The organism is Pseudomonas sp. Z8(2022) (genome assembly GCF_025837155.1).
In the GTDB taxonomy this organism is placed as follows: Bacteria; Pseudomonadota; Gammaproteobacteria; order Pseudomonadales; family Pseudomonadaceae; genus Aquipseudomonas.
Genome location: NZ_CP107549.1, coordinates 2,187,211 through 2,208,426, shown reverse-complemented (window position 1 = coordinate 2,208,426; position 21,216 = coordinate 2,187,211). Strand labels below are relative to the sequence as shown.

13 protein-coding genes are annotated in these 21,216 nt (G+C 63.5%); 8 read left to right on the top strand and 5 right to left on the bottom strand.

Features of this window, described 5'->3' with window-relative positions; genetic code table 11:
- The 3 genes from OEG79_RS10445 to OEG79_RS10435 all read left to right on the top strand — a co-directional run bounded on the left by OEG79_RS10445 (position 1) and on the right by OEG79_RS10435 (position 6,043).
- Positions 1-1,410, top strand: coding sequence for a Y-family DNA polymerase (locus tag OEG79_RS10445; protein ID WP_264148649.1), 1,410 nt, complete (start codon positions 1-3; stop codon positions 1,408-1,410).
- Positions 1,407-4,475: an error-prone DNA polymerase gene (locus OEG79_RS10440; protein WP_264148648.1), complete on the top strand. Its 3,069-nt coding sequence runs from the start codon at positions 1,407-1,409 to the stop codon at positions 4,473-4,475. Before OEG79_RS10445 ends, OEG79_RS10440 begins: the two co-directional genes overlap by 4 nt.
- A 314-nt stretch (positions 4,476-4,789) precedes the next feature.
- Entirely contained in the window at positions 4,790-6,043 is a 1,254-nt protein-coding gene (locus OEG79_RS10435) for an OprD family porin (protein WP_264148647.1), read from the top strand.
- A gap of 37 nt (positions 6,044-6,080) precedes the next feature.
- On the opposite strand, the gene OEG79_RS10430 is transcribed toward OEG79_RS10435, so the two are convergent.
- The gene (locus OEG79_RS10430; RefSeq protein ID WP_264148646.1) at positions 6,081-7,580 is read right to left on the bottom strand and encodes a PLP-dependent aminotransferase family protein; all 1,500 of its coding nucleotides are present in this window, start codon (positions 7,578-7,580) and stop codon (positions 6,081-6,083) included.
- Between the two features lie 122 nt (positions 7,581-7,702).
- On the opposite strand from OEG79_RS10430, the gene OEG79_RS10425 reads away from it, so the two are divergent.
- A complete protein-coding gene (locus OEG79_RS10425; protein WP_264148645.1) occupies positions 7,703-8,908 on the top strand; it encodes an NAD(P)/FAD-dependent oxidoreductase in 1,206 nt (401 codons plus the stop codon).
- 45 nt (positions 8,909-8,953) lie between these two features.
- Here OEG79_RS10425 and OEG79_RS10420 read toward each other — a convergent pair whose 3' ends face one another.
- The 3 genes from OEG79_RS10420 to OEG79_RS10410 all read right to left on the bottom strand — a co-directional run bounded on the left by OEG79_RS10420 (position 8,954) and on the right by OEG79_RS10410 (position 12,126).
- Positions 8,954-9,817, bottom strand: coding sequence for a helix-turn-helix transcriptional regulator (locus OEG79_RS10420; protein ID WP_264148644.1), 864 nt, complete (start codon positions 9,815-9,817; stop codon positions 8,954-8,956).
- A gap of 336 nt (positions 9,818-10,153) precedes the next feature.
- A complete protein-coding gene (locus OEG79_RS10415; protein WP_264148643.1) occupies positions 10,154-11,044 on the bottom strand; it encodes a chemotaxis protein CheV in 891 nt (296 codons plus the stop codon).
- 59 nt (positions 11,045-11,103) lie between these two features.
- Positions 11,104-12,126, bottom strand: coding sequence for a zinc-dependent alcohol dehydrogenase family protein (locus tag OEG79_RS10410; RefSeq protein ID WP_264148642.1), 1,023 nt, complete (start codon positions 12,124-12,126; stop codon positions 11,104-11,106).
- 218 nt (positions 12,127-12,344) lie between these two features.
- Between OEG79_RS10410 and OEG79_RS10405 the strand changes: the two genes are divergently transcribed.
- From OEG79_RS10405 to OEG79_RS10390, 4 genes are all read left to right on the top strand, one after another.
- Positions 12,345-13,259, top strand: coding sequence for a LysR family transcriptional regulator (locus OEG79_RS10405; protein ID WP_264148641.1), 915 nt, complete (start codon positions 12,345-12,347; stop codon positions 13,257-13,259).
- Positions 13,260-13,444: 185 nt separating this feature from the next.
- The gene (gene mexE / locus OEG79_RS10400) at positions 13,445-14,683 is read left to right on the top strand and encodes a multidrug efflux RND transporter periplasmic adaptor subunit MexE (RefSeq protein ID WP_264148640.1); all 1,239 of its coding nucleotides are present in this window, start codon (positions 13,445-13,447) and stop codon (positions 14,681-14,683) included.
- A 27-nt stretch (positions 14,684-14,710) separates the two neighbouring features.
- Entirely contained in the window at positions 14,711-17,890 is a 3,180-nt protein-coding gene (locus OEG79_RS10395) for an efflux RND transporter permease subunit (protein ID WP_264148639.1), read from the top strand.
- Positions 17,887-19,275, top strand: a complete 1,389-nt coding sequence (locus OEG79_RS10390) for an efflux transporter outer membrane subunit (RefSeq protein WP_264148638.1) — start codon at positions 17,887-17,889, stop codon at positions 19,273-19,275. The genes OEG79_RS10395 and OEG79_RS10390 overlap by 4 nt, the downstream gene beginning before the upstream one ends.
- Positions 19,276-19,344: 69 nt before the next feature.
- Here the strand turns inward: OEG79_RS10390 and OEG79_RS10385 are convergent, their stop codons facing one another.
- The gene (locus OEG79_RS10385; protein ID WP_264148637.1) at positions 19,345-21,201 is read right to left on the bottom strand and encodes a diguanylate cyclase; all 1,857 of its coding nucleotides are present in this window, start codon (positions 21,199-21,201) and stop codon (positions 19,345-19,347) included.
- Positions 21,202-21,216: the final 15 nt, after the last annotated feature.

Below are 21,216 nucleotides of genomic sequence, written 5' to 3'. Positions count from 1 at the left end.
ATGCTCTGGGCTTGCATCCTGCTGCCACAACTGGCCATGGACGGCGTGCAGCGTAACCGCGCCAATCCCGACGAGCCGTTGGCGCTGCTCACTGGCTCGCCACAACGGCGCGTCGTGCAGGCCGTCAATTCGGCGGCTCGTGCACTGGGGCTGAAGCCCGGTCAGTCGCTGACGGCGGCGCAGGCCCTGACGCGCGGCTTTGCCAGCGCAGAATACGACCTCGCGGCCATCGAGCGCTGGCAGCAGTTTCTGGCCGCCTGGGCTTACGGTTTCAGTGCCCAGGTCAGCCTGCATTACCCACGCTGCCTGCTACTGGAAGTGCAATCGAGCATGGGGCTGTTCGGCCCCTGGCCGCGTTTCGAGGCTCGTTTGCGCGCCGAGCTCTCGGCACTGGCCTTCCAGCATCGTATTGCCGTCGCACCGAACCCGGCGGCTGCGCGGGTGCTGGTCAATATCGGTGATGGCCTGATGGCAAGTGATGGGCAGGTGCTCAGGCAGATGCTCGATCCCCTGCCCGTCGATCGGCTCGGGCTTTCCGCTGCGGCAACCACAGCCTTCAACCGCATGGGGCTCAGGCAACTGCGGCAGCTGTTGGCCTTGCCGCGCGACAGCCTGGCCAGGCGTTTTCCTGCCGAAGTGTTGCTCCATCTCGATACGCTGCTGGGTCTGCGACCACTGGCGCTGGATTTCTTTACGCCAGCCGATGTGTTCGTTGCCCGCATCGAACTGAATTTCGAGGTGGAATCCCATCAGGCGCTGCTGTTCCCGTTGCGCCGGCTGACCGCCGACCTGGCCGCCTACCTGGCCGGTCGTGACAGCGGCGTGCAGCGTTTCGCCCTGCACCTGGAACACCGCTCGGGCGCCAATACGCAGATACAGGTTGGCCTGCTCAGCGCCGAGCGTGATCCCGCCATGCTGTTTGAGCTGACACGCGGCCGCCTGGAGCATCAGCAGCTGCCGGCACCGGTGTTGGCCGTACGATTGGTGGCGCGTGAACTGCCGGCTTTTGCGCCGCAGCACCAGCAATTGTTCGAAGAGCGCCCACAGCAGAACCAGCCCTGGGAGCAATTGCGTGAACGATTGCGGGCGCGTCTCGGTGATGAGGCCCTGCATGGCCTGGGTGCCAGAGCCGATCACCGCCCCGAGCGTGCCTGGTCCAACGAGGCGACCAGCTCCGTGCTGCCGCCCAGAGGCCCTCGGCCAGGCTGGCTGTTGAGCGAACCCCAGCCGCTGCATGAGGCTTCGCTGCGCATTCTCGCCGGCCCCGAGCGCATCGAGTCTGGCTGGTGGGATGGCGAGGATGTACGCCGCGACTATTACGTGGTGCAGACCCATGCCGGCCAGCGCGGCTGGGCCTATCGCCCGGTCGGCAGTGATGGGCCGCTGTTGCTGCACGGCTGGTTCGCATGAGCGATTACGCCGAGCTCCATTGCCTGTCGAACTTCACCTTCCAGCGCGGCGCATCCAGCGCTCAGGAGCTGTTCGAACGTGCGGCTCGGCTGGGTTACCAGGCCCTGGCGATCACCGATGAATGTACCCTGGCCGGTATCGTGCGCGCGTGGGAGGCCTCGAAAAAAACCGGGGTAAAGCTGATCGTGGGCAGCGAAATGCAGATCGAGAAAGGCCCGAAACTGGTGCTGCTGGCCGAGAACCTGACGGGCTATCAGGCGCTATGCGGTCTGATCACTCGGGCGCGACGCAGGTCGGCAAAGGGCAGCTACCGATTGCTGCAAGAGGATTTCGTGGCGCCGCTCGATGGCCTGCTGGCCATCTGGCTCAGCGCAGGCGATACCACTGCCCTGCCCTGGCTTCGTTCGGTTTTTCCCGAGCTTCTGTGGCTGGGCGTCGAACTGCATCGCGGCGCGGACGATAGCGCGCGTCTGCAGCGCCTGCTCGAACTGGCCGCGGCCCATGACTTGCCGGCGGTGGCCTGTGGCGACGTGCACATGCATGCCCGTGGCCGCCGCGCCCTGCAGGACTGCATGACCGCCATCCGTCATCATCTACCCGTGGCCGAGGCCGGTGCCCATCTATTCGCCAATGGCGAGCGGCATCTGCGCCGGCTTGAGGAACTGGGCGAGCTGTACCCGCCCGAGCTGCTCGCGCAAACACTACGCATCGTCGAGCGCTGCAGTTTCGATCTCAGCCAACTGAATTATCACTACCCGCACGAGCTGGTGCCTGCAGAGCATGATCCCACCTCCTGGCTGCGCGTTCTGGTGGAGCGTGGCGCCGCCGAGCGCTGGCCCAAGGGTGTGCCGGCCGCCGCCCGCGCGCAGATCGAGCATGAGCTTGAGCTGATCGCCGAGCTGAAATACGAGAGCTACTTTCTGACCGTGCACGACATTGTCCGCTTTGCCCGCGAGCAGCACATCCTCTGCCAGGGCCGGGGCTCGGCGGCCAACTCCAGCGTCTGTTTCGTGCTTGGCATCACCGAGCTGGACCCCACCGAGAGCCGGCTGTTGTTCGAGCGCTTTCTCTCCCGCGAACGCAATGAGCCACCGGATATCGACGTCGATTTCGAACATGAGCGCCGCGAAGAAGTCATCCAGTACGTGTTTCGCCGCTACGGGCGAACCCGTGCGGCGCTCACCGCCGTGGTCAACACCTATCACGGCGCCGGGGCGATACGCGATGTCGCCAAGGCCCTTGGCTTGCCGCCGGATCAGGTCAATGCCCTGGCTGACTGCTGTGGCCGCTGGAGCAGCGGCCCGCCAACGCCGCAGCGCCTGCTGGAAGCGGGCTTCGACCCGCAGAATCCGCTGCTCAGACGTGTACTGATCCTGACTGGCGAGCTGGTCGGATTTCCCCGTCATCTGTCGCAGCATCCGGGCGGCTTCGTCATTTCCGAGCACGCACTCGACACGCTGGTGCCGGTGGAGAACGCGACCATGGTCGAACGCACGGTCATCCAATGGGACAAGGATGATCTGGACAGGGTCGGCCTGCTCAAGGTCGACGTGCTGGCTCTGGGCATGCTCAGTGCGCTGCGCCGCTGTTTCGGCCTGATCGAGCGCTACCGTGGCAAGCAGTGGACGCTGGCCACTCTGCCCAAGGAGGACCAGGCAACCTACGCCATGATCAGCCGCGCAGATACCATCGGTGCATTCCAGATCGAGTCCCGCGCACAGATGGCGATGCTGCCACGGCTGCGTCCGCAAACCTTCTACGATCTGGTAATTCAGGTGGCCATCGTCCGTCCGGGGCCGATCCAGGGCGACATGGTGCATCCCTACCTGCGCCGGCGAAACGGCGAAGAAGCCATTGACTACCCCTCCGATGAACTCAGGCCGGTTTTCGAGCGCACCCTAGGTGTGCCGCTGTTCCAGGAACAGGTGATGGAACTGGCCATCGTCGCAGCCGAGTACACTCCAGGCGAAGCGGATGAACTGCGCCGCAGCATGGCCGCCTGGAAACGCCATGGAGGTCTCGAACCCCATCGCCAGCGGCTCACCTCGCGCATGCTGGAAAAGGGTTACTCGCAGGCATTCACCGAACGGATCTTCCGCCAGATCGAAGGTTTTGGCAGTTACGGCTTCCCCGAGTCGCATGCGGCCAGCTTCGCCCTGCTCGCCTACGCCAGCTGCTGGCTGAAGTGTCATGAGCCTGCGGCCTATGCCTGCGCTCTGGTCAACAGCTGGCCGATGGGTTTCTACAGTCCCGACCAGGTGCTGCAGGACGCGCGGCGGCATGACGTCGAGGTGCGTCCCGTGGATGTGCGCTACAGCGACTGGGACTGCAGCCTGGAGCCGGACGAACATGGCGAACCGGCCATCCGCCTGGGACTGAGGATGATTCGCGGCATGCGCGAGGACGACGCGCGCCGCATCGAACAGGCACGCCTGTCAGGCGCATTCCGCGATGTCGAAGACCTCAGCAGGCGTGCACGTCTGGATGCCTCGGCGCGTGAGCGGCTGGCCGATGCCGGCGCGCTCGGTGGTCTGGCTGGCCACCGCTACCAGGCGCGTTGGGCGGTGGCCGGCGTCGAGGAACAGTTGCCGCTGTTCGCCGGTATATCGGCGCCAGACGAGGCATCTCTGAAGCTGCCTACACCTTCACAGGGGGAAGATCTGCTGACCGACTATGCCACCCTCGGTACCACCCTCGGCCCGCATCCTCTGGCTCTGCTGCGCCAGGCCCTGCGTGCGCAGCGCTGCCGCAGTTCACGTGAACTGCAGGCAGTCGAGCATGGCCGTCCGGTCAGCGTTGCCGGCCTGGTGATCGGTCGGCAAAGACCGCAAACCGCCAGCGGCGTCATCTTCGTCACGCTCGAAGATGAGTTCGGCCTGGTCAATGTGGTCGTCTGGCATGACCTGGCCGAGCGTCAGCGGCGAGTACTGGTGCAATCGCAGATGCTGCGCATCGATGGCCATCTGGAAACCCAGGATGGCGTACGTCACGTGATCGCCGGACGTCTGACGGACATGACGGCAATGCTCACCGGGCTGGACATACGCAGCCGTGACTTCCACTGAGTCACCAGATGCGACAGCAAAAAAAGGCCGCACTGGATCACCAGGCGGCCACAAGTCGTCTTAACCAAAGGAGATGAAGTGGAACAAGAACGAAGGTTTTGGGGAGTCTTACAAAACCGCCGTCCCTTGATTCTTCATCGGAGGCAAGCCTATCGCCGAACGAGCGCAACGGCGCATCGAAGTCGTTGATAGTAATTATCAGTCAGCTTGAATAGTGCATCGGCAGACGGAGTGATAACTCTAGGCGCGCCCTCTGGGCCGGGTCTCACCTCGCTGTGAGGCGCGTTCAGAACAATCCCAATACCGGAGCATCCATGAACAAGAAACACTGTCTCGCGCTGGCTTGCAGCCTCGCGCTGGGAGGGCCGTTGGCTCACGCCAGCAGCCAGTCCGAAGCCAAGGGTTTCATCGAGGACGCCAACCTCGATCTGCTGCTACGCAACGCCTATTTCAACCGCGACTACAAGGACAACACCAACGACGCCAAGACCTGGGGCCAGGGCTTTATCGCCACCTTCGAGTCCGGCTTCACCCAGGGCACGGTCGGCTTCGGTGTCGATGCCTTTGGCCTGCTCGGGGTCAAACTCGACAGTGGTCGTGGTCGCAACTATCGCGCCTTCTTCGATACCGACAGCGAAGGTCGCCCGGTGGACGACCTGTCCCAGGCCGGGGGCGCGGTGAAGCTGCGCGTTTCCGATACCGTGATCAGATATGGCAACCAGTTCCCTTCTCTGCCGGTTCTGGCTCACGACGACAGCCGTCTGCTGCCGCAGTCCTTCACCGGCACGCTGGTGACCAGCAACGAAATCGAAGGGCTGGAACTGAATGCAGGTCGCTTCACCGCCGACAGCCCGATGGGCGACTCGGCCCGCGACCCCAACCGCCTCAAGAGCATCGATGTGCTCGGCGGCAGCTACGCCGTCAGCGATGACCTGAGCCTGGCGGTCTATCACGCCGACCTCGAAGACATGTACAAGCGCTATTACGCCAACGTCAATTACAACCTGGCACTGGCTGCCGATCAGGCGCTGAACTTCGACTTCAACATCTACCGCACCAAGTACGACACCGACTCGGTGGCCGCAGTGGAGCTGGGCGGTGACGGCCAGGGCGATCGCAACACCATCTGGAGCCTGGCCGCCAAGTACAGCATCGGCGCCCATGCGTTCATCGTCGCCCATCAGCGCAACAGCGGCGACGCCGGTTTCGCCTATGACTACGGTGACGGCGGTGCCAGCATCTACCTGGCCAACTCCTACTACTCGGACTTCAACCTGAAGGACGAGCGCTCCTGGCAGGCCAGCTACGAGCTGGACTTCGCCGAGTACGGCGTGCCGGGTCTGCGCTACAAGTTCGCCTATGTACGCGGTGACAACATCGATACCGGCAACGACAACAACGGCACCGAGCGCGAGATCTTCAACCAGATCGGCTACACCATCCAGAGTGGTGCGGCCAAGGATCTGCACTTGCGCCTGCGCAACTCCATCTACCGCTCCAGCACCGACGTAGGGCCGGATCTCAACGAGATTCGGGCGTTCGTCGAATACCCGCTGAGCATCCTCTGATGGTCGCTGCCCCGGGCCTGCCCGGGGCAGCTTTCACTCAGCCGCGCAAGGCGTGGGCGACTGCCTGAGCGGCCTCGTCGATTGCCCGCTCCTCGTAGGGCGCAAAACCCATCACTACGCCCGGAGCCCTGGGATTGACGCAGTAGCTCGCCAGCGGCAGCGCATCGATACCGGCAGCCTGCAAACGCGCGGAAGCGTCCTGCTCGTTCTCGACCAGCAGGCGGCAGGCGATATCCATACCTGCACGAATTTCCGGTACCTCGATCAGCCCCTGCCAGTGCTTGTGTGCCGCCTCGGCAAAGGCATCGGCCCGCGATGCATAGATCTTGCGCATGCGTCGCACGTGGCGGTCGAAGTGTCCCTCGTGAATGAAGTCGGCCAGCACGGCCTGGGCCAGGCTGTTGGCGTGCCGCGACATCAGCGCTGCTGCACGGGTGAAGCTCTCGATCAGATGCTCGGGCACCACCAGATAGGCCAGGCGAACCGATGGAAACAGCAACTTACTGAAGGTACCTGCGAGGATCACCGATTGCTCGGCACCCGGCATCGAGCGCAACGCCGGAATCGGCTTGGCGATAAAGCGGTACTCGCTGTCGTAATCGTCCTCGAAGATGTAACTGCCCTGCTCCGCCGCCCAGCGCAGCAAGGCCAGACGTCGGGCTGGCGACAGCTCGCCACCCAGCGGGGCCTGACGCGACGGCGTGGCATAGGCCAATCGGGCGTCCGGTGCCAGGCGTATCCCCTCGTCCACCCTGAGGCCGAAGCGATCCACTGGCACGTCCACGCGGCGCACGCCGGAAATGTCCATCAGCTGCCGCGCCCCGGGGTAACCCGGGTCCTCCATCCAGACCTGCGAGTCGCCGGGCGCCAGCAACCGCAGGCAGATGTCCAGGCCCTGCTGCACGCTGCCGAGCACCAGTATGTGATCCGGCGACACCTGCACCCCACGAGCAATGGCCAGGTACCCGGCGATGGCCTCGCGCAGCCGGGGCAGCCCGGCCGGGGTGCCATCGAGCAGCATGGACAGCCGCGAACTGCGCAGTTGTTGCGTATACAGCTTGCGCCACAGATCGATGGGGAAGGCATTGATATCGCCACGATGCGGAAAGAACGGGCGAAAGCCGGAAGGCAAGGTGCGCGCGGAGAAGATCGGTTCGATCCTGGCCAGGCGTTGCAGCCAGGGCGTTTCGGGAGCCGTGCGTTTCTCCCCCGCCTCGGCCACCACCCGGCGGCGAACGTAACCGGCATTCAGCGTTGGGTCCGGCAATACCTCGCTGACACGCGTTCCGCTGCCAGTGCGGGCTTGCAGATAGCCCTCGGAAAGCAATTGCTGATAGGCCGCCTGCACGGTGCCCCGCGCCAGGCTGTAGTGCTCGGCCATGGCGCGGGTACTGGGCAGCTTGCTGCCGGCTGGCAGGCGGCCGCCCAGAATCGCACCACGCAGCGACTCATACAGCCAGCCTTGCAGGCTGGCCCCCTCCTCCGGTGCTCCAAGCGGCAGAAAGATCACTTGTGGCGGGGCTTTTCCGAGAGGCATGGCGGACCTTGAGTGGACTATTGATATTTGCGGATATTGGATCAATACATTGATCCAAAACAACCACAGAATCCTTCCCGTCGACAGCCAGTACCTTTCTTTTCACTACGGGATTACAGGATATGAAACAGCAGATTCTGATCATCGGTGCCGGTTTCAGCGGCATGTGGAGTGCATTGAGCGCCGTTCGCCTGCTGGAGCAGCATCAGCGCCGGGATGTCGCGGTCACCATCCTCGCCCCACAGGCCGAACTGCGTGTACGCCCGCGCTTCTATGAAGCCGACCTGAAGACCACCGTCGCCCCGCTCGGCCCGCTGTTCGATGCAGTCGGCGTACAGTTCGTGCAGGGTTGCGCCACCCGTATCGATACGCAGAGCAGGCAGGCGTTCTACCGCAGTGCCAGTGGCGAGCAGTCGACGCTGGTCTACGACCGGCTGATTCTCGCCTCGGGCAGTCAGGTCGCCCGTCCGCCGCTGGCCGGTATCGACCGCTTCGCCTTCGATGTCGACAGCCTGGAATCGGCGCAGAAGCTCGAAGTTCACCTGCAAGGCCTGCGTCATCGACCCTGTAGCCGGGCACGCAACACCGTGGTGGTCGTGGGCGGAGGCTTTACCGGTATCGAAACGGCCACCGAAATGCCGGCGCGGCTGCGCGCCATCCTGGGTGATGAAGCCGATATCCGCGTCATCGTCGTCGACATGGGCGAACAGGTCGGCAGTCTCATGGGCGAGCAGATTGCCTCGGTGATCGCCGAAGCCAGCGACATGCTCGGTGTGACCTGGAAACTCGGCAGTCCGGTATCGATGGTCGATGAACAGGGGGTGCGACTCGACAACGGCGAACGTATCGAAGCCAGTACCGTGGTCTGGACCGTCGGCGTGAAGGCCTCGCCACTGACGCAGCAGATAGATGGCGAGCGTGATGCCTCCGGCCGCCTGCATGTCGATCGCAACCTCAGGGTCTTGGGACAGAACGCCGTCTACGCCACGGGCGATACGGCTTACGCAGCGGTGGATGATCGAGGCAATCACGCCCTGATGACCTGCCAGCATGCCATAGCTCTCGGCCGCTCATCCGGCAACAATGCCGCGGCCGATCTACTCGGCGTCGAGCCAACCCCCTACACTCAGCCCAAGTACGTCACCTGTCTCGACCTGGGCGACTGGGGCGCAGTGTTCACCGAGGGCTGGGATCGCAAGGTGGTGCTCACTGGCAAGGAAGGCAAGGCGATCAAGACCGAAATCAATACCAGGTGGATCTACCCGCCAGAGGCGAAGCGTGACATCGCCCTGGCCGCAGCCGACCCTTTGATTCCGGTTGTTGCCTGAATGCTGATGCAACCCCGGGCATCAGTTGCCCTGGGGCTGAGTGACTCAATCGCGGAAGATCTGCACCTGCAGTTTCGTTGGCGGTTCCTGTCCTTCGCCGCGCAACCACTCTCCGGGCGGTTGCCCTATCTGCTGGGCGAACGTGCGTGAGAAGGCTGCCGGCGAACCATAACCCACTGCATCGGCGATCACCTTGATCGGCATCCCCTCGCGCAACAGATCCTGCGCCACCTTGATGCGCCAGGCCGTCACATAGGCCATGGGCGTCATCCCCATCACCTCGTTGAACAGCGCAGCGAATCTGGTGCGCGACATCTTCGCCAGGTCGGCCAGTCGCTCTACGCTCCAGGCCACCTGTGGCTCCTGGTGGATGCTGATCAGCACAGGGCCCAACTGGCCATCCTGCAGCGCATAAAGCAGCCCTCTGGTGATACGGCCCTCGCTCACGGCTCGACGCACCAGGAGAACGAATACATATTCGAACAACAGGTTGAGCACCTTGCTGCGCCCGGGAGCCGGGGTACGGAACTCGTTGACCAGAGAACCAATGATCGGCCCCAGCCGCTCGAGGGCACTCAGTGGAAACACCAGGGTTTCCTCCAGGCCCAACTCAAAAGGCTGCTGCCCGGTACGCCCGAACTGGAACGACGCGCAGATCAGATCCGCACCCTCTGGCTCGTGGGCGCGCAGCTTGTAACAACAGCAACTGGGACAGAACAGTACGCTGGGTTGATCGATCGCGACGCGTGGTTTTTCGGCGTGCACCATATCCAGTGCGCCACGCTCGAGCACGTGAATGAAGGCCATGCCTGGAGGCTTGTCCAGCACCAGGGTTCCTTCTACCGAGCCGGCGAATATCACTCGCCCCTGCAGGCTCGTGCGCTCGAAGAACTCGGAGAGAACATCCATATCTGAGAACGAACTGAAGATTCTTGGGAAAAGTCAATCCAGTTGCAGCCCGTGAAGGCTGAACCGCTGTTGATTGATAGACAGTTCAGCCGTAAAAAATTCCCAGTGGCCACATGGGCAAATGGACAATTTTCACTGTCCGCTTCCTGCCGCATACGCCGTTCTCATCGAGCGCGAGCGAAACCGCTCGAATCAGCCTGCCTGCAAGAGCAGCCTTTGCCTCAAGGCGCAGCCAGCTTGTGGCGCTCACCCGAGCCATTGAAATCGGATTCTGCAGGTTTTTTGAGGCATCAAAGGCAGACCCTGCCACAGTGCGGCAAGGGTGCCGTTGCGGGGTCAGGCTGGCTCGCTCATTTGCCGGAAGGCATCGAGCAGTGCCTGGCTGAGGTCGACCGAGGAGAACTTGGTCAGCACCGCATTGGCGCCCACCGAGCGGGCCTTCTCGGTATTCATGGTGCTGTCGAGCGAGGTATGCAACAGCACATAAGTGTCGGCAATGTCAGAGCTGCGACGGATTTCCTGCACCAGGCTGTAGCCATCGAGTTCGGGCATTTCGATATCCGAAACCAGCAACTCGAAGGCCATGCCGGCCTGGTGATACTCATGCAGTTGCTGCAGGGCAGCCTTGCCGCTGCGCACTGCCGTGCAGTCGAGCCCCAACTGGCGCAGCACGTGGAGGGTCTGCTGCAACGCAACTTGCGAGTCGTCGACCAGCAGCACGCGGCGCCCCTGCAGCAGCCGGGCATCCTGCCCTTCGAGCAGCCCCATGGGCGCCTCCTCCAGAGCCGGCGCGATATCGTGCAGCACCTTCTCGATATCGAGAATCTGCACGATGGCCCCATCGATCTGGGTCACCCCAGTGATGAACGCGCGATTACCCGAGCCGGCAGGTGGCGGACGCACATCACGGGTGGAGCATTGCACGATGCGTTCGACGTTCTTCACGTGCAGCCCCTGACGTGAACGGCTCAACTCCGTGACGATCAGGCAACCGTCGTCTGCATCAGCCGCGCCGCGCTCACCAATCGCGCGCGCCAGGTCAATCACCGTCATCGCCGCACCGCGCAAGGTGGCGATGCCGCGTACGTTAGGGTGACGATTGGGTAGCTTGGTCAACGGCGGGCAGGGAATGATCTCGTTGACCTTGAGCAGATTGATCCCCAGCAGACGGCCGCTATGCAGACGAAACAACAACAGCGATAGTGCGTCGCCAGTAACCAGACTCATGAACCTAATCCTTAGAACGAACGTAGACCTAAGCTATAACGACCGCCTGGCCACGGACTTTAATCCGAGGCCAGTTTCAGGGCCACCCGTCCACGATTCGGGCAGGTTTCCAGGTAGCGATGTGCGGCGATGAAGTCTTCGAACGCGAATACCTTGTCGATCACCGGCGTCAACAGGCGGTCCGCGGTCATCTGATTGATGTGCTTGAGCGCCCGCTGTACCGCCTCGTTGTTCGGTTCGATGCCCAGTTCCGGGCAACCGGTGAAGTCCAGCACGCAGTGACGGAAGAACTGCAGGTGTTTCTTGAACGCGGCGCAGGCCGGGAACGCCGTATCGTTGCCGCCATTGATGCCGTACAGGATCAGCTTGCCACGCGGCGCAGCGATATCACCCAGCAGCTTCATCTGCGGGCCGGCACACTGGTCGAGAATCACCTCAACGCCCTTGCCTTCGGTGTAACGCTCGACCTCCAGGACCAGGTCCTGTTCTTCGGTCACGATCACCTTGTCCGCGCCCAGGCTGCGCAGGAAATCGCGATCTTCCGGTGAACTGGTGGAGACGATGACCTTGCCGCCGAGCGCCTTGGCCAGTTGCACCGTCTGTGGCGCCATGCATTGGCTGGCCTCGGTGATCAGCACGTGTTGACCAGGCTTGAGATGGGCGAGATCGACCAGCGCCAGATAGCCGAACAGCAGAGCGGTGTAGTGAACGCTGGCTTCGACCGGGCTGAGCACCTCGGGATAACGGGTCAGGGCGTGGCTGGGCATCAGCACCAGATCACCCCAGGTCGGATAACGATTCGGCGTGCTGGCGGGGAAGCCGGCAACGGCAGTGCCGACCTCGAAGTCACTCACACCATCGCCCAGTGCCGCCACGGTGCCGGCCAGTTCGAAACCGATACCGGCCGGGAGCTTGGCCTGCTCGGCCGCCAGGTTCTGCCGCCACAGCACGTCTTTCCAGCCCAGGCCGACAGCCTGAACGCGCACCAGCACCTCACCAGGACCGGGCACAGGCGTCGGGACCTCTTCGTACTGGAGCACATCGGCATCGCCGAACTTATGAAAACGGATCATGCGGGACATCGCTTACCTCGGGCTTGATCGCGGATTAACACTTCAATGACTGTGGACTCTATCCGCTGGGCGGCGGGGGCACCATCAGACTCTATCGATAGTCTTCATGCCTGTCAGTGATTCGGCGTCTTTCAATCCGCTGCACACTGCTCGTACTATTGCCGGGGCAAAGGCTCTCATTTGCAACGCCATGCTGACAAGGCCCGTATCCCTCGAATGGTACCCGGATGAACCGCAACGACCTGCGTCGCCTCGACCTCAACCTGCTGATCGTCTTCGAGACCCTGATGCACGAACGCAGCGTGACCCGGGCGGCAGAGAAGCTGTTTCTGGGACAGCCGGCCATCAGTGCGGCGCTCGCCCGTCTGCGCACCCTGTTCGACGATCCGCTGTTCGTGCGTACCGGCCGCAGCATGGAGCCAACGCCGCGAGCACAGGAGATCTTCGCCCTGCTCTCGCCGGCGCTGGACTCGATCTCCACCGCCGTCAGTCGCGCCGCCGACTTCGACCCGGCCACCAGCAAGGCAGTATTTCGTATTGGCCTTTCCGATGATGTCGAATTCGCCCTGCTCCCTGCCCTGCTGCGTCGCCTGCGCGCCGAAGCGCCGGGCGTGGTGCTGGTGATCCGTCGCACCAACTACCTGATGATGCCGACGCTGCTGGCGTCCGGAGAGATCTCCGTTGGCGTGGCCTACACCGAGGAACTGCCGGCCAATGCCAAGCGCAAGGTACTGCGTCGCAGCAAGGCCAAGCTGCTGCGTGCCGATACCGTGCCCGGTGCACTGAGCCTCGACGACTACTGCGCACGCCCCCATGCACTGGTGTCTTTCGCCGGCGACCTCACCGGTTTCATCGATGAAGAACTGGCCAAGCTTGGTCGCGAGCGACATGTCGTGCTGGCGGTACCGCAGTTCAACGGCCTGGGCACATTGCTGGCTGAAACCGATATCGTCGCCAGCGTGCCCGACTACACCGCCGCCGCGCTGACCGCCGCCGGCGGGCTGCGTGCCGAGGACCTGCCCCTGCAGACGCGAAGCTTCGAGCTGCACATGGCCTGGCGCGGCGCTCAGGACAATGATCCGGCCGAGCGCTGGCTGCGCTCGCGCATTCAGATGTTCTGCGGCGACCCGGACAGCCTCTAGAACATTCTGTAACCGCACTATCAGAGTGCAGTCTGGAACCTCGGCGCACCCTTATGAATCCAAATTGATATAAGTGCGTCTTTCATCATTCCGGCTGATATTCAAATTCATATCGTTCGATTCGTAGCCCTCCAAGACTCGCAGCAGACTCCGCCCATCCACAAATACGACTGGCGGAGTCCCCCATGGAACAGCATCACAACAAAATCTGGATATTCCCCCTGGCCCTTGCCGGCGCCCTTGCCCTCGGCGGTTGCGATCAGGCAGCGCAGACCCAGGCACAGATGCCTGCACCCAAGGTCAGTGTGGCCGAGGTCATCGAACAACCGGTCAACGAATGGGATGAGTTCACCGGCCGTCTCGAAGCGCCACAATCCGTAGAAATTCGCCCGCGCGTTTCCGGCTATATCGACAAGGTCGCCTTCGATGAAGGCACGCTGGTGAAGAAAGGCGATCTGCTGTTCCAGATCGACCCGCGCCCCTTCCAGGCGGAGGTCAAGCGCCTCGAAGCCCAACTGCAACAAGCCCGTGCCAACCAGGCGCGTGCCACCAACGAGGCGCGCCGTGGCGAGCGTCTGCGCCAGAGCAACGCCATCTCCGCCGAACTCGCCGATGCTCGTTCCAGCGCCGCTACCGAAGCCCAGGCGCAGGTAGCAGCGATCGCCGCCGAGCTGGAAAACGCTCGTCTGAACCTCGGCTTCACCCGTATCACCTCACCCATCGACGGCCGCGTCAGTCGCGCTGAGATCACCGAAGGCAACCTGGTGGGCGCTGGCGAAAGCCTGCTGACTTCGGTGGTTTCCACCGACAAGGTCTACGCCTATTTCGACGCCGACGAACGCGCCTTCCTCAAGTACGTGCAGCTGGCCCGTGAGTCCGGGGCCGACGCCCGTGGCGCCAGCCCGGTGTACCTCGGCCTGACTGATGAAACCGGCCACCCGCATCTGGGCCAGCTGGACTTTCTCGACAACCAGGTCAACCCGCGCACCGGCACCATCCGTGGACGCGCCGTGTTCGACAACCAGGACGGCCGCTTCACTCCGGGTCTGTACGCTCGCCTGAAACTGGTGGGCAGCAAGCCCTATGCGGCCACCCTGATCAAGGATGAAGCAGTCGGTACCGACCTGGGCAAGAAGTACGTGCTGGTGCTCGGCGAAGACAACGCCGTGGCCTACCGCTCGATTGAACTGGGACCGAAGCTCGAAGGCCTGCGCATCGTCCGCAGCGGCCTGAGCAAGGGCGAGAAGATCGTCGTCAACGGCCTGCAACGCGCCATGCCGGGCTCCACCGTCGATCCGCAGCCAGTGACCATGGCCGATGACAGCACCCTCGAACAGCTGGCTCGCATGCGCCAGGCCGTCGACGGTAGCCAGGCCCCGCGTATTGCCGCCGAAAAAATCGACGCTCGCGCGCCACGCGGCTGATCCAGCCTGCGCCTTGAGGAAAGACCCATGAATTTCTCGCAATTCTTCATCCAGCGGCCGATCTTCGCCGCGGTGCTGTCGCTGCTGATTCTGATCGGCGGCGCCATCTCGCTGTTCCAGCTGCCTATCAGCGAATACCCCGAAGTCGTGCCACCGACCGTGGTGGTGCGCGCCAACTTCCCCGGTGCCAACCCAAAGGTGATCGGTGAGACCGTAGCCTCGCCGCTGGAACAGGCCATCGTCGGGGTCGAGGGCATGCTCTACATGTCGTCGCAGTCGACCAACGACGGCAAGCTGACCCTGACCGTGACCTTCGCTCTCGGCACCGATCTGGACAACGCCCAGGTCCAAGTGCAGAACCGCGTCACCCGCACCATGCCGACCCTGCCCACCGAGGTGCAGCGTCTCGGCGTGACCGTGGACAAGGCCTCACCCGATCTGACCATGGTGGTTCACCTGACCTCGCCGGATCAGCGCTACGACATGCTCTACCTGTCCAACTATGCCGCGCTCAACGTGAAGGACGAGCTGGCTCGTCTGGACGGCGTGGGCGACGTGCAGCTGTTCGGCATGGGTGACTACTCGCTGCGCGTCTGGCTCGACCCGAACAAGGTGGCCTCGCGCGGGCTGACCGCCACCGATGTGGTCAACGCTATTCGTGAACAGAACCGCCAGGTCGCCGCCGGTGCCCTCGGCGCGCCGCCGGCCGACGCCGGAAACAGCTTCCAGCTGTCGATCAACACCCAGGGCCGCCTGGTCAGCGAGGAAGAGTTCGAGGACATCATCATCCGCGTCGGCGACAATGGCGAGATCACCCGCCTGCGCGACATTGCCCGCGTCGAGCTGGGCTCCAACCAGTATGCGCTGCGTTCGCTGCTGAACAACCAGCCGGCCGTGGCCATCCCGGTGTTCCAGCGCCCCGGCTCCAACGCCATCGAGATTTCCGACTCGGTGCGCGAGCGCATGGCCGAGCTCAAGCAGAGCTTCCCGCAGGGTATGGACTACGAAATCGTCTACGACCCGACCATCTTCGTCCGTGGCTCCATCGAGGCGGTGGTACACACTCTGCTCGAGGCCATCGTGCTGGTGGTGCTGGTGGTGATCCTGTTCCTGCAGACCTGGCGCGCCTCGATCATCCCGCTGGCCGCCGTGCCGGTATCGCTGATTGGCACCTTCGCGGTGATGCACCTGTTCGGTTTCTCGCTCAACGCCCTGTCGCTGTTCGGCCTGGTGCTGGCCATCGGCATCGTGGTGGATGACGCCATCGTCGTGGTGGAGAACGTCGAGCGCAACATCGCACTGGGCAAGTCTCCGGTGGAGGCCACGCGCCAGGCCATGAAGGAAGTTACCGGCCCGATCGTTGCCACCGCCCTGGTGCTGTGCGCCGTATTCATCCCGACCGCGTTCATTTCCGGCCTCACCGGGCAGTTCTACCAGCAGTTCGCGCTGACCATCGCCATTTCCACAGTGATTTCGGCGGTCAACTCGCTGACTCTGTCGCCTGCCCTGTCGGCCATCCTGCTCAAGGACCATCACGCGCCGAAGGACCGTTTCTCGCGGGTACTGGACAAGCTGTTCGGTGGCTGGCTGTTCGGTCCGTTCAACCGTCTGTTCGAGCGTGCCAGCCATGGCTACGTTGGTACCGTGCGCCGCGTGCTGCGTGGCAGCAGCATCGCCATGCTGGTCTATGCCGGCCTGCTGGGGCTCGGTTACATGGGGTTCTCCAGCACACCGACCGGTTTCGTGCCGCAGCAGGACAAACAGTATCTGGTGGCCTTTGCCCAGTTGCCGGACGCCGCGACGCTCGACCGCACCGAAGCGGTGATCAAGCGCATGAGCGAGATTGCCGGCAAGCATCCTGGCGTGGAAAACACCGTGGCGTTCCCGGGCCTGTCGATCAACGGCTTCACCAACAGCCCCAACAGCGGCATCGTGTTCACCCCGCTCAAGCCCTTCGACGAGCGCAAGGATCCGTCGATGAGCGCGGGCGCCATCGCCGCCGAGCTGAATGCCCAGTTCGCCGACATTCAGGATGCCTACATCGCCATTTTCCCGCCACCACCGGTGCAGGGCCTGGGCACTATCGGCGGCTTCCGCCTGCAGATTCAGGATCGCGGCAACCTGGGATATGACGAGCTGTACGTACAGACCCAGAACATTCTCAACAAGGCCCGACAGTTGCCGGAGCTGAACCCCATGTCGGTGTTCACCAGCTACCAGGTCAACGTGCCGCAGGTCGATGCCGCCATCGACCGCGAAAAGGCCAAGACCCATGGCGTGGCCATCAGCGACATCTTCGACACCCTGCAGGTGTACCTGGGCTCGCTGTATGCCAACGACTTCAACCGCTTCGGCCGTACCTATCAGGTCAACGTCCAGGCCGACCAGCAGTTCCGCCTGGAGCCGGAGCAGATCGGCCAGCTCAAGGTACGCAACAACCGTGGCGAGATGGTACCGCTGTCGACCTTCGTCAAGGTCGACGACAGCGCCGGCCCGGACCGGGTGATGCACTACAACGGTTTCCTCACCGCCGAGATCAACGGTGCTGCCGCGCCGGGCTACAGCTCGGGCCAGGCGGAGGCCGCCATCGCCAGGTTGCTCAATGAGGAACTGCCGATCGGCATGACCTTCGAGTGGACCGATCTGACCTACCAGCAGATCCTCGCCGGCAATACCGCGATCTTCATCTTCCCGCTCTGCGTGCTGCTGGCCTTCCTCGTGCTGGCCGCCCAGTACGAGAGCTGGAGCCTGCCGCTGGCGGTGATCCTGATCGTGCCGACCGTGCTGCTAGCCGCCATTACCGGGGTGATCATGGCCGGCATCGACAACAACATCTTCACCCAGATCGGCCTGATCGTACTGGTGGGCCTGGCCTGCAAGAACGCCATCCTGCTGGTGGAGTTCGCCAAGGACAAACAGGAGGAAGGCATGGATCGTGTCGCCGCGGTGCTGGAGGCCTGCCGCCTGCGCCTGCGCCCGATTCTGATGACCTCCATCGCCTTCATCATGGGCGTGGTACCGCTGGTTCTTTCGAGTGGTGCCGGTGCCGAGATGCGCCATGCCATGGGTGTGGCGGTGTTCTCCGGGATGATCGGCGTGACCTTCTTCGGCCTGCTGCTGACGCCAGTGTTCTACGTTCTGATCCGTGGCTTCGTGGAGAAACGCGAAGCCCCTAAAACCGCCCGTCTGCAGGAGTCGCATGCATGAAAGCCTTTGCCCCCGCTCTCCTGACCCTGACGCTGTCGGCCTGCGCCGTCGGCCCGGACTACCGAGCGCCTGTTACCGAGCCAGCGCGCATTGCCGCGCTGGAAGCGGCCGACTACGACCGCAGCCGTTTCGAAGCGGCCTGGTGGCAGCAGTTCGACGACCCGACGCTGAACCAGCTGGTGCAGCGCTCGCTGCAGGACAACCGCGAGTTGCGCGTCGCATTCAGCCGCCTGCGTGCCGCACGCGCCATTCGTGACGACGTCGCCAACGACAGTTTCCCCACCGTCACCAGCCGCGCCAGTGGCGAATTCGGCAAAGCTCAGCAACCGCCGACCACGGACCAGCGCATCCGTCAGGAGCGTTATGACCTGGGTCTGGACATGGCCTGGGAAGTGGATCTGTTCGGCCGCATCCAGCGCCAGCTGGAAGCCAGCGAAGCGCGCATCGAAGTGGCCGAGGCGGATTACTACCAGCTACAGGTCAGCCTGATTGCCGAACTGGTCGATGCCTACGGCACCCTGCGCGGCGCGCAATTGCGCGAAAGCATCGCCCGCGAGAACCTGAAGAATCAGCAGGACTCGCGCGCCATCACCGAGCAGTTGCGTGATGCCGGTGTCGGCACCGAGCTCGATGTACTGCGCGCCGATGCCCGTCTCGCGGCCACCGAAGCCAGCCTGCCACAACTGCAGGCGCAGCAGGTACGGGCGCAGAACCGCATCGCCACCCTGCTCGGCCAGCGGCCGGAGCAGTTGCAGGTGGACCTGGCGCCACGGCCCTTGCCGGTGATCGCCAAGGCGCTGCCGATCGGCAACCCGGCGGAACTGCTGCGTCGCCGTCCGGATATCCAGGCAGCCGAGAGGCAACTGGCGGCAGCGACGGCAGACGTAGGTGTGGCGACCGCAGACCTGTTCCCGCGCGTCAGCCTCTCCGGTTTTCTCGGTTTCACCGCTGGTCGTGGCTCGCAGCTGGGCGCCTCGGCGGCACGCGCCTGGGGTGTGGCACCGAGCATCAGCTGGGCAGCCTTCGATCTGGGTAGCGTGCGCGCCCGTCTGCGCGGCGCCGAAGCCGAGGCCGACGGTGCCCTGGCGCAGTACGAGCAGCAGGTGCTGCTGGCACTGGAGGAATCTGAAAACGCCTTCAGCGACTACGCCAAACGTCAGCAGCGTCTGGTTTCCCTGGTGCGCCAGGCCGAAGCCAGCCGCGCGGCTGCCGAGCAGGCGGCGATTCGCTATCGCGAAGGCACGGTGGACTTTCTCGTGCTGCTGGACGCCGAACGCGAGCGTCTGGCTGCGGAGGATGCCCAGGCTTCGGCCGAAGTCGAGCTGTACAGCGGCATCGTCGCGATCTACAAGGCGCTCGGTGGTGGTTGGCAGCCACAGGCCTGAACCTGCTCTCCCCTGGTCGGTAGCCCTGCCGACCGCCCTTGGCCCTGGGGTCGACACCCTGGGGCTTTTTTATACCTGCCCATCGCATACCACCTGGTTACGCCCCCGGCTCTTGGCCTGGTACAGGGCTGCATCGGCGCGTTGCAGTAGGACTTGCGCAGCGCCAGCAGTTTCGCCCTGCATTACCGCTACCCCTACGCTGATACTGATATGGCCCAGAGGCGATGCAGCGTGCGCCAGTTCCAGCCCAGCCACGGTGCTCACCAGCTTCTCGGCCATGCTCCGTGCGCCAGGCAGCCCCGTGGCTGGTGCGAGAAATACGAACTCCTCGCCGCCGTAACGCGCCGCCAGGTCGGTGGAACGGCTGATGGTTGACTTCAGGATGTTCGCCACCTGCTGCAGGCAGGCGTCGCCGGCCGGGTGGCCATAATGGTCGTTGTAGGCCTTGAACCAGTCGACATCCACCACAGCCAGGGCCAGGGGCTCGCCGAGACGCTGGGCACGTTTCCACTCCCTGGCCAGCACCTCATCGAAATGCCGACGGTTGGCCAGTCCGGTCAGGGCATCGGTCAGGCTGAGAACTTCCAGGCGGCTGTTGAGCACCTGCAGCTCTGCGGTCCGGGCCGCGACACGGTCCTCGAGGTCACGCTCGGAGCGTTGCAGGGTTTCCACCAGCTGCGTCTGGGTTTGCAGCAGACAGGCCTGGGCCTGGAGTTTTTCCTGACGCATGACGTTGATGCGATCGGCCAGGGCGAAGGCCAGCAGCAGCATCTCCAGTGACGAGCCGATCTGCAGGCCGTCTTCGGTGAATGCGTTGGTCGGCAAGATGCCCAGGGCTCGCAGGGTGGTGGTGGCACCGCCGAGAATCAGCAGGCCAAAGGCTGCGAGGAAGAAGTAGGCACTGCGTTGACGCTTGAAGGCACAGACCAGACCCACCCCCATCATTATCAGCGCCGTGAGCAGATTGACCACGATGGCCATACGTGAGACCTGCGGCAGGATGTTGGCATAGATCAGTGGTGAAACCAGATATATGGCCACCAGCGCCAACAACCAGCGGTCGGTTCGCGGCAGTAGGTGTGAGGTCTGCAACATGCGGCGCATAAACAGCAGCATCCCGCTCAGCGCGAGCGATGCGCCCGAGTAGTACGCCACGTTGGAGTTGAGCGGCAGGCCGAACAATGTCCAGTCCGGCGCCATGCCGTTCTTGACCGTCAGTGCGCAGACGGCACACAGCACAAAGATCACGTAGAGCAGGTAGAGGCGGTCACGCAGCGCAATGAACAGCATCAGGTTGAACAGCATCATCGCCACGGCAATGCCCATGTAGCCGGCACGTGCCATGTAGTCCTCGCGCTCGTAGGCATGAAACGCCTCCACCGACCAGAGTTTCAGTGGTACCAGCAGGCCGATGCTCGATTCGACCCGAACGTAGATCACCTGGCGCGAGTGGGCCGGCAGGTGCAGCGGGAAGACGAAGTTGCGGTTGCTGTACGCCTTGGCGCTCTGCGGCCGGTCCGCCCCGGTGAACCAGCTGTGATGACCACCCTGCCCGTCCGGCACGAAGGCATCGACAAAGGAAATGCGTGGATTGTCCACCACCAACAAACGGCTCACTGGCTGCTCGCCGGAGTTGCCGATATCCAGACGAAACCAGTAGGCCGAGCGGGTAAAACCCAGGGCGAAGGAGGCACTGTCGGCCTGCTCGAAGTGAAATCGCCCGGCGAACCCGGGGGAACTGACATCCGCCAGTGTCAGCGTCCGCGAAGGATCTTCCAGCAAACCGACATGGGTGGTCAGGGCCAGTGGCCACTGGTTCTCGCCTGCAGCGTCGAGCAGCCGAGCACCAGCCCAGGCCGGCATGGCCGATACCGACAGACTGAACAGCAGACAGAGGATGAACCAGAAGCGGCTACGGGCTTTCATGGGGGTATCGACCGG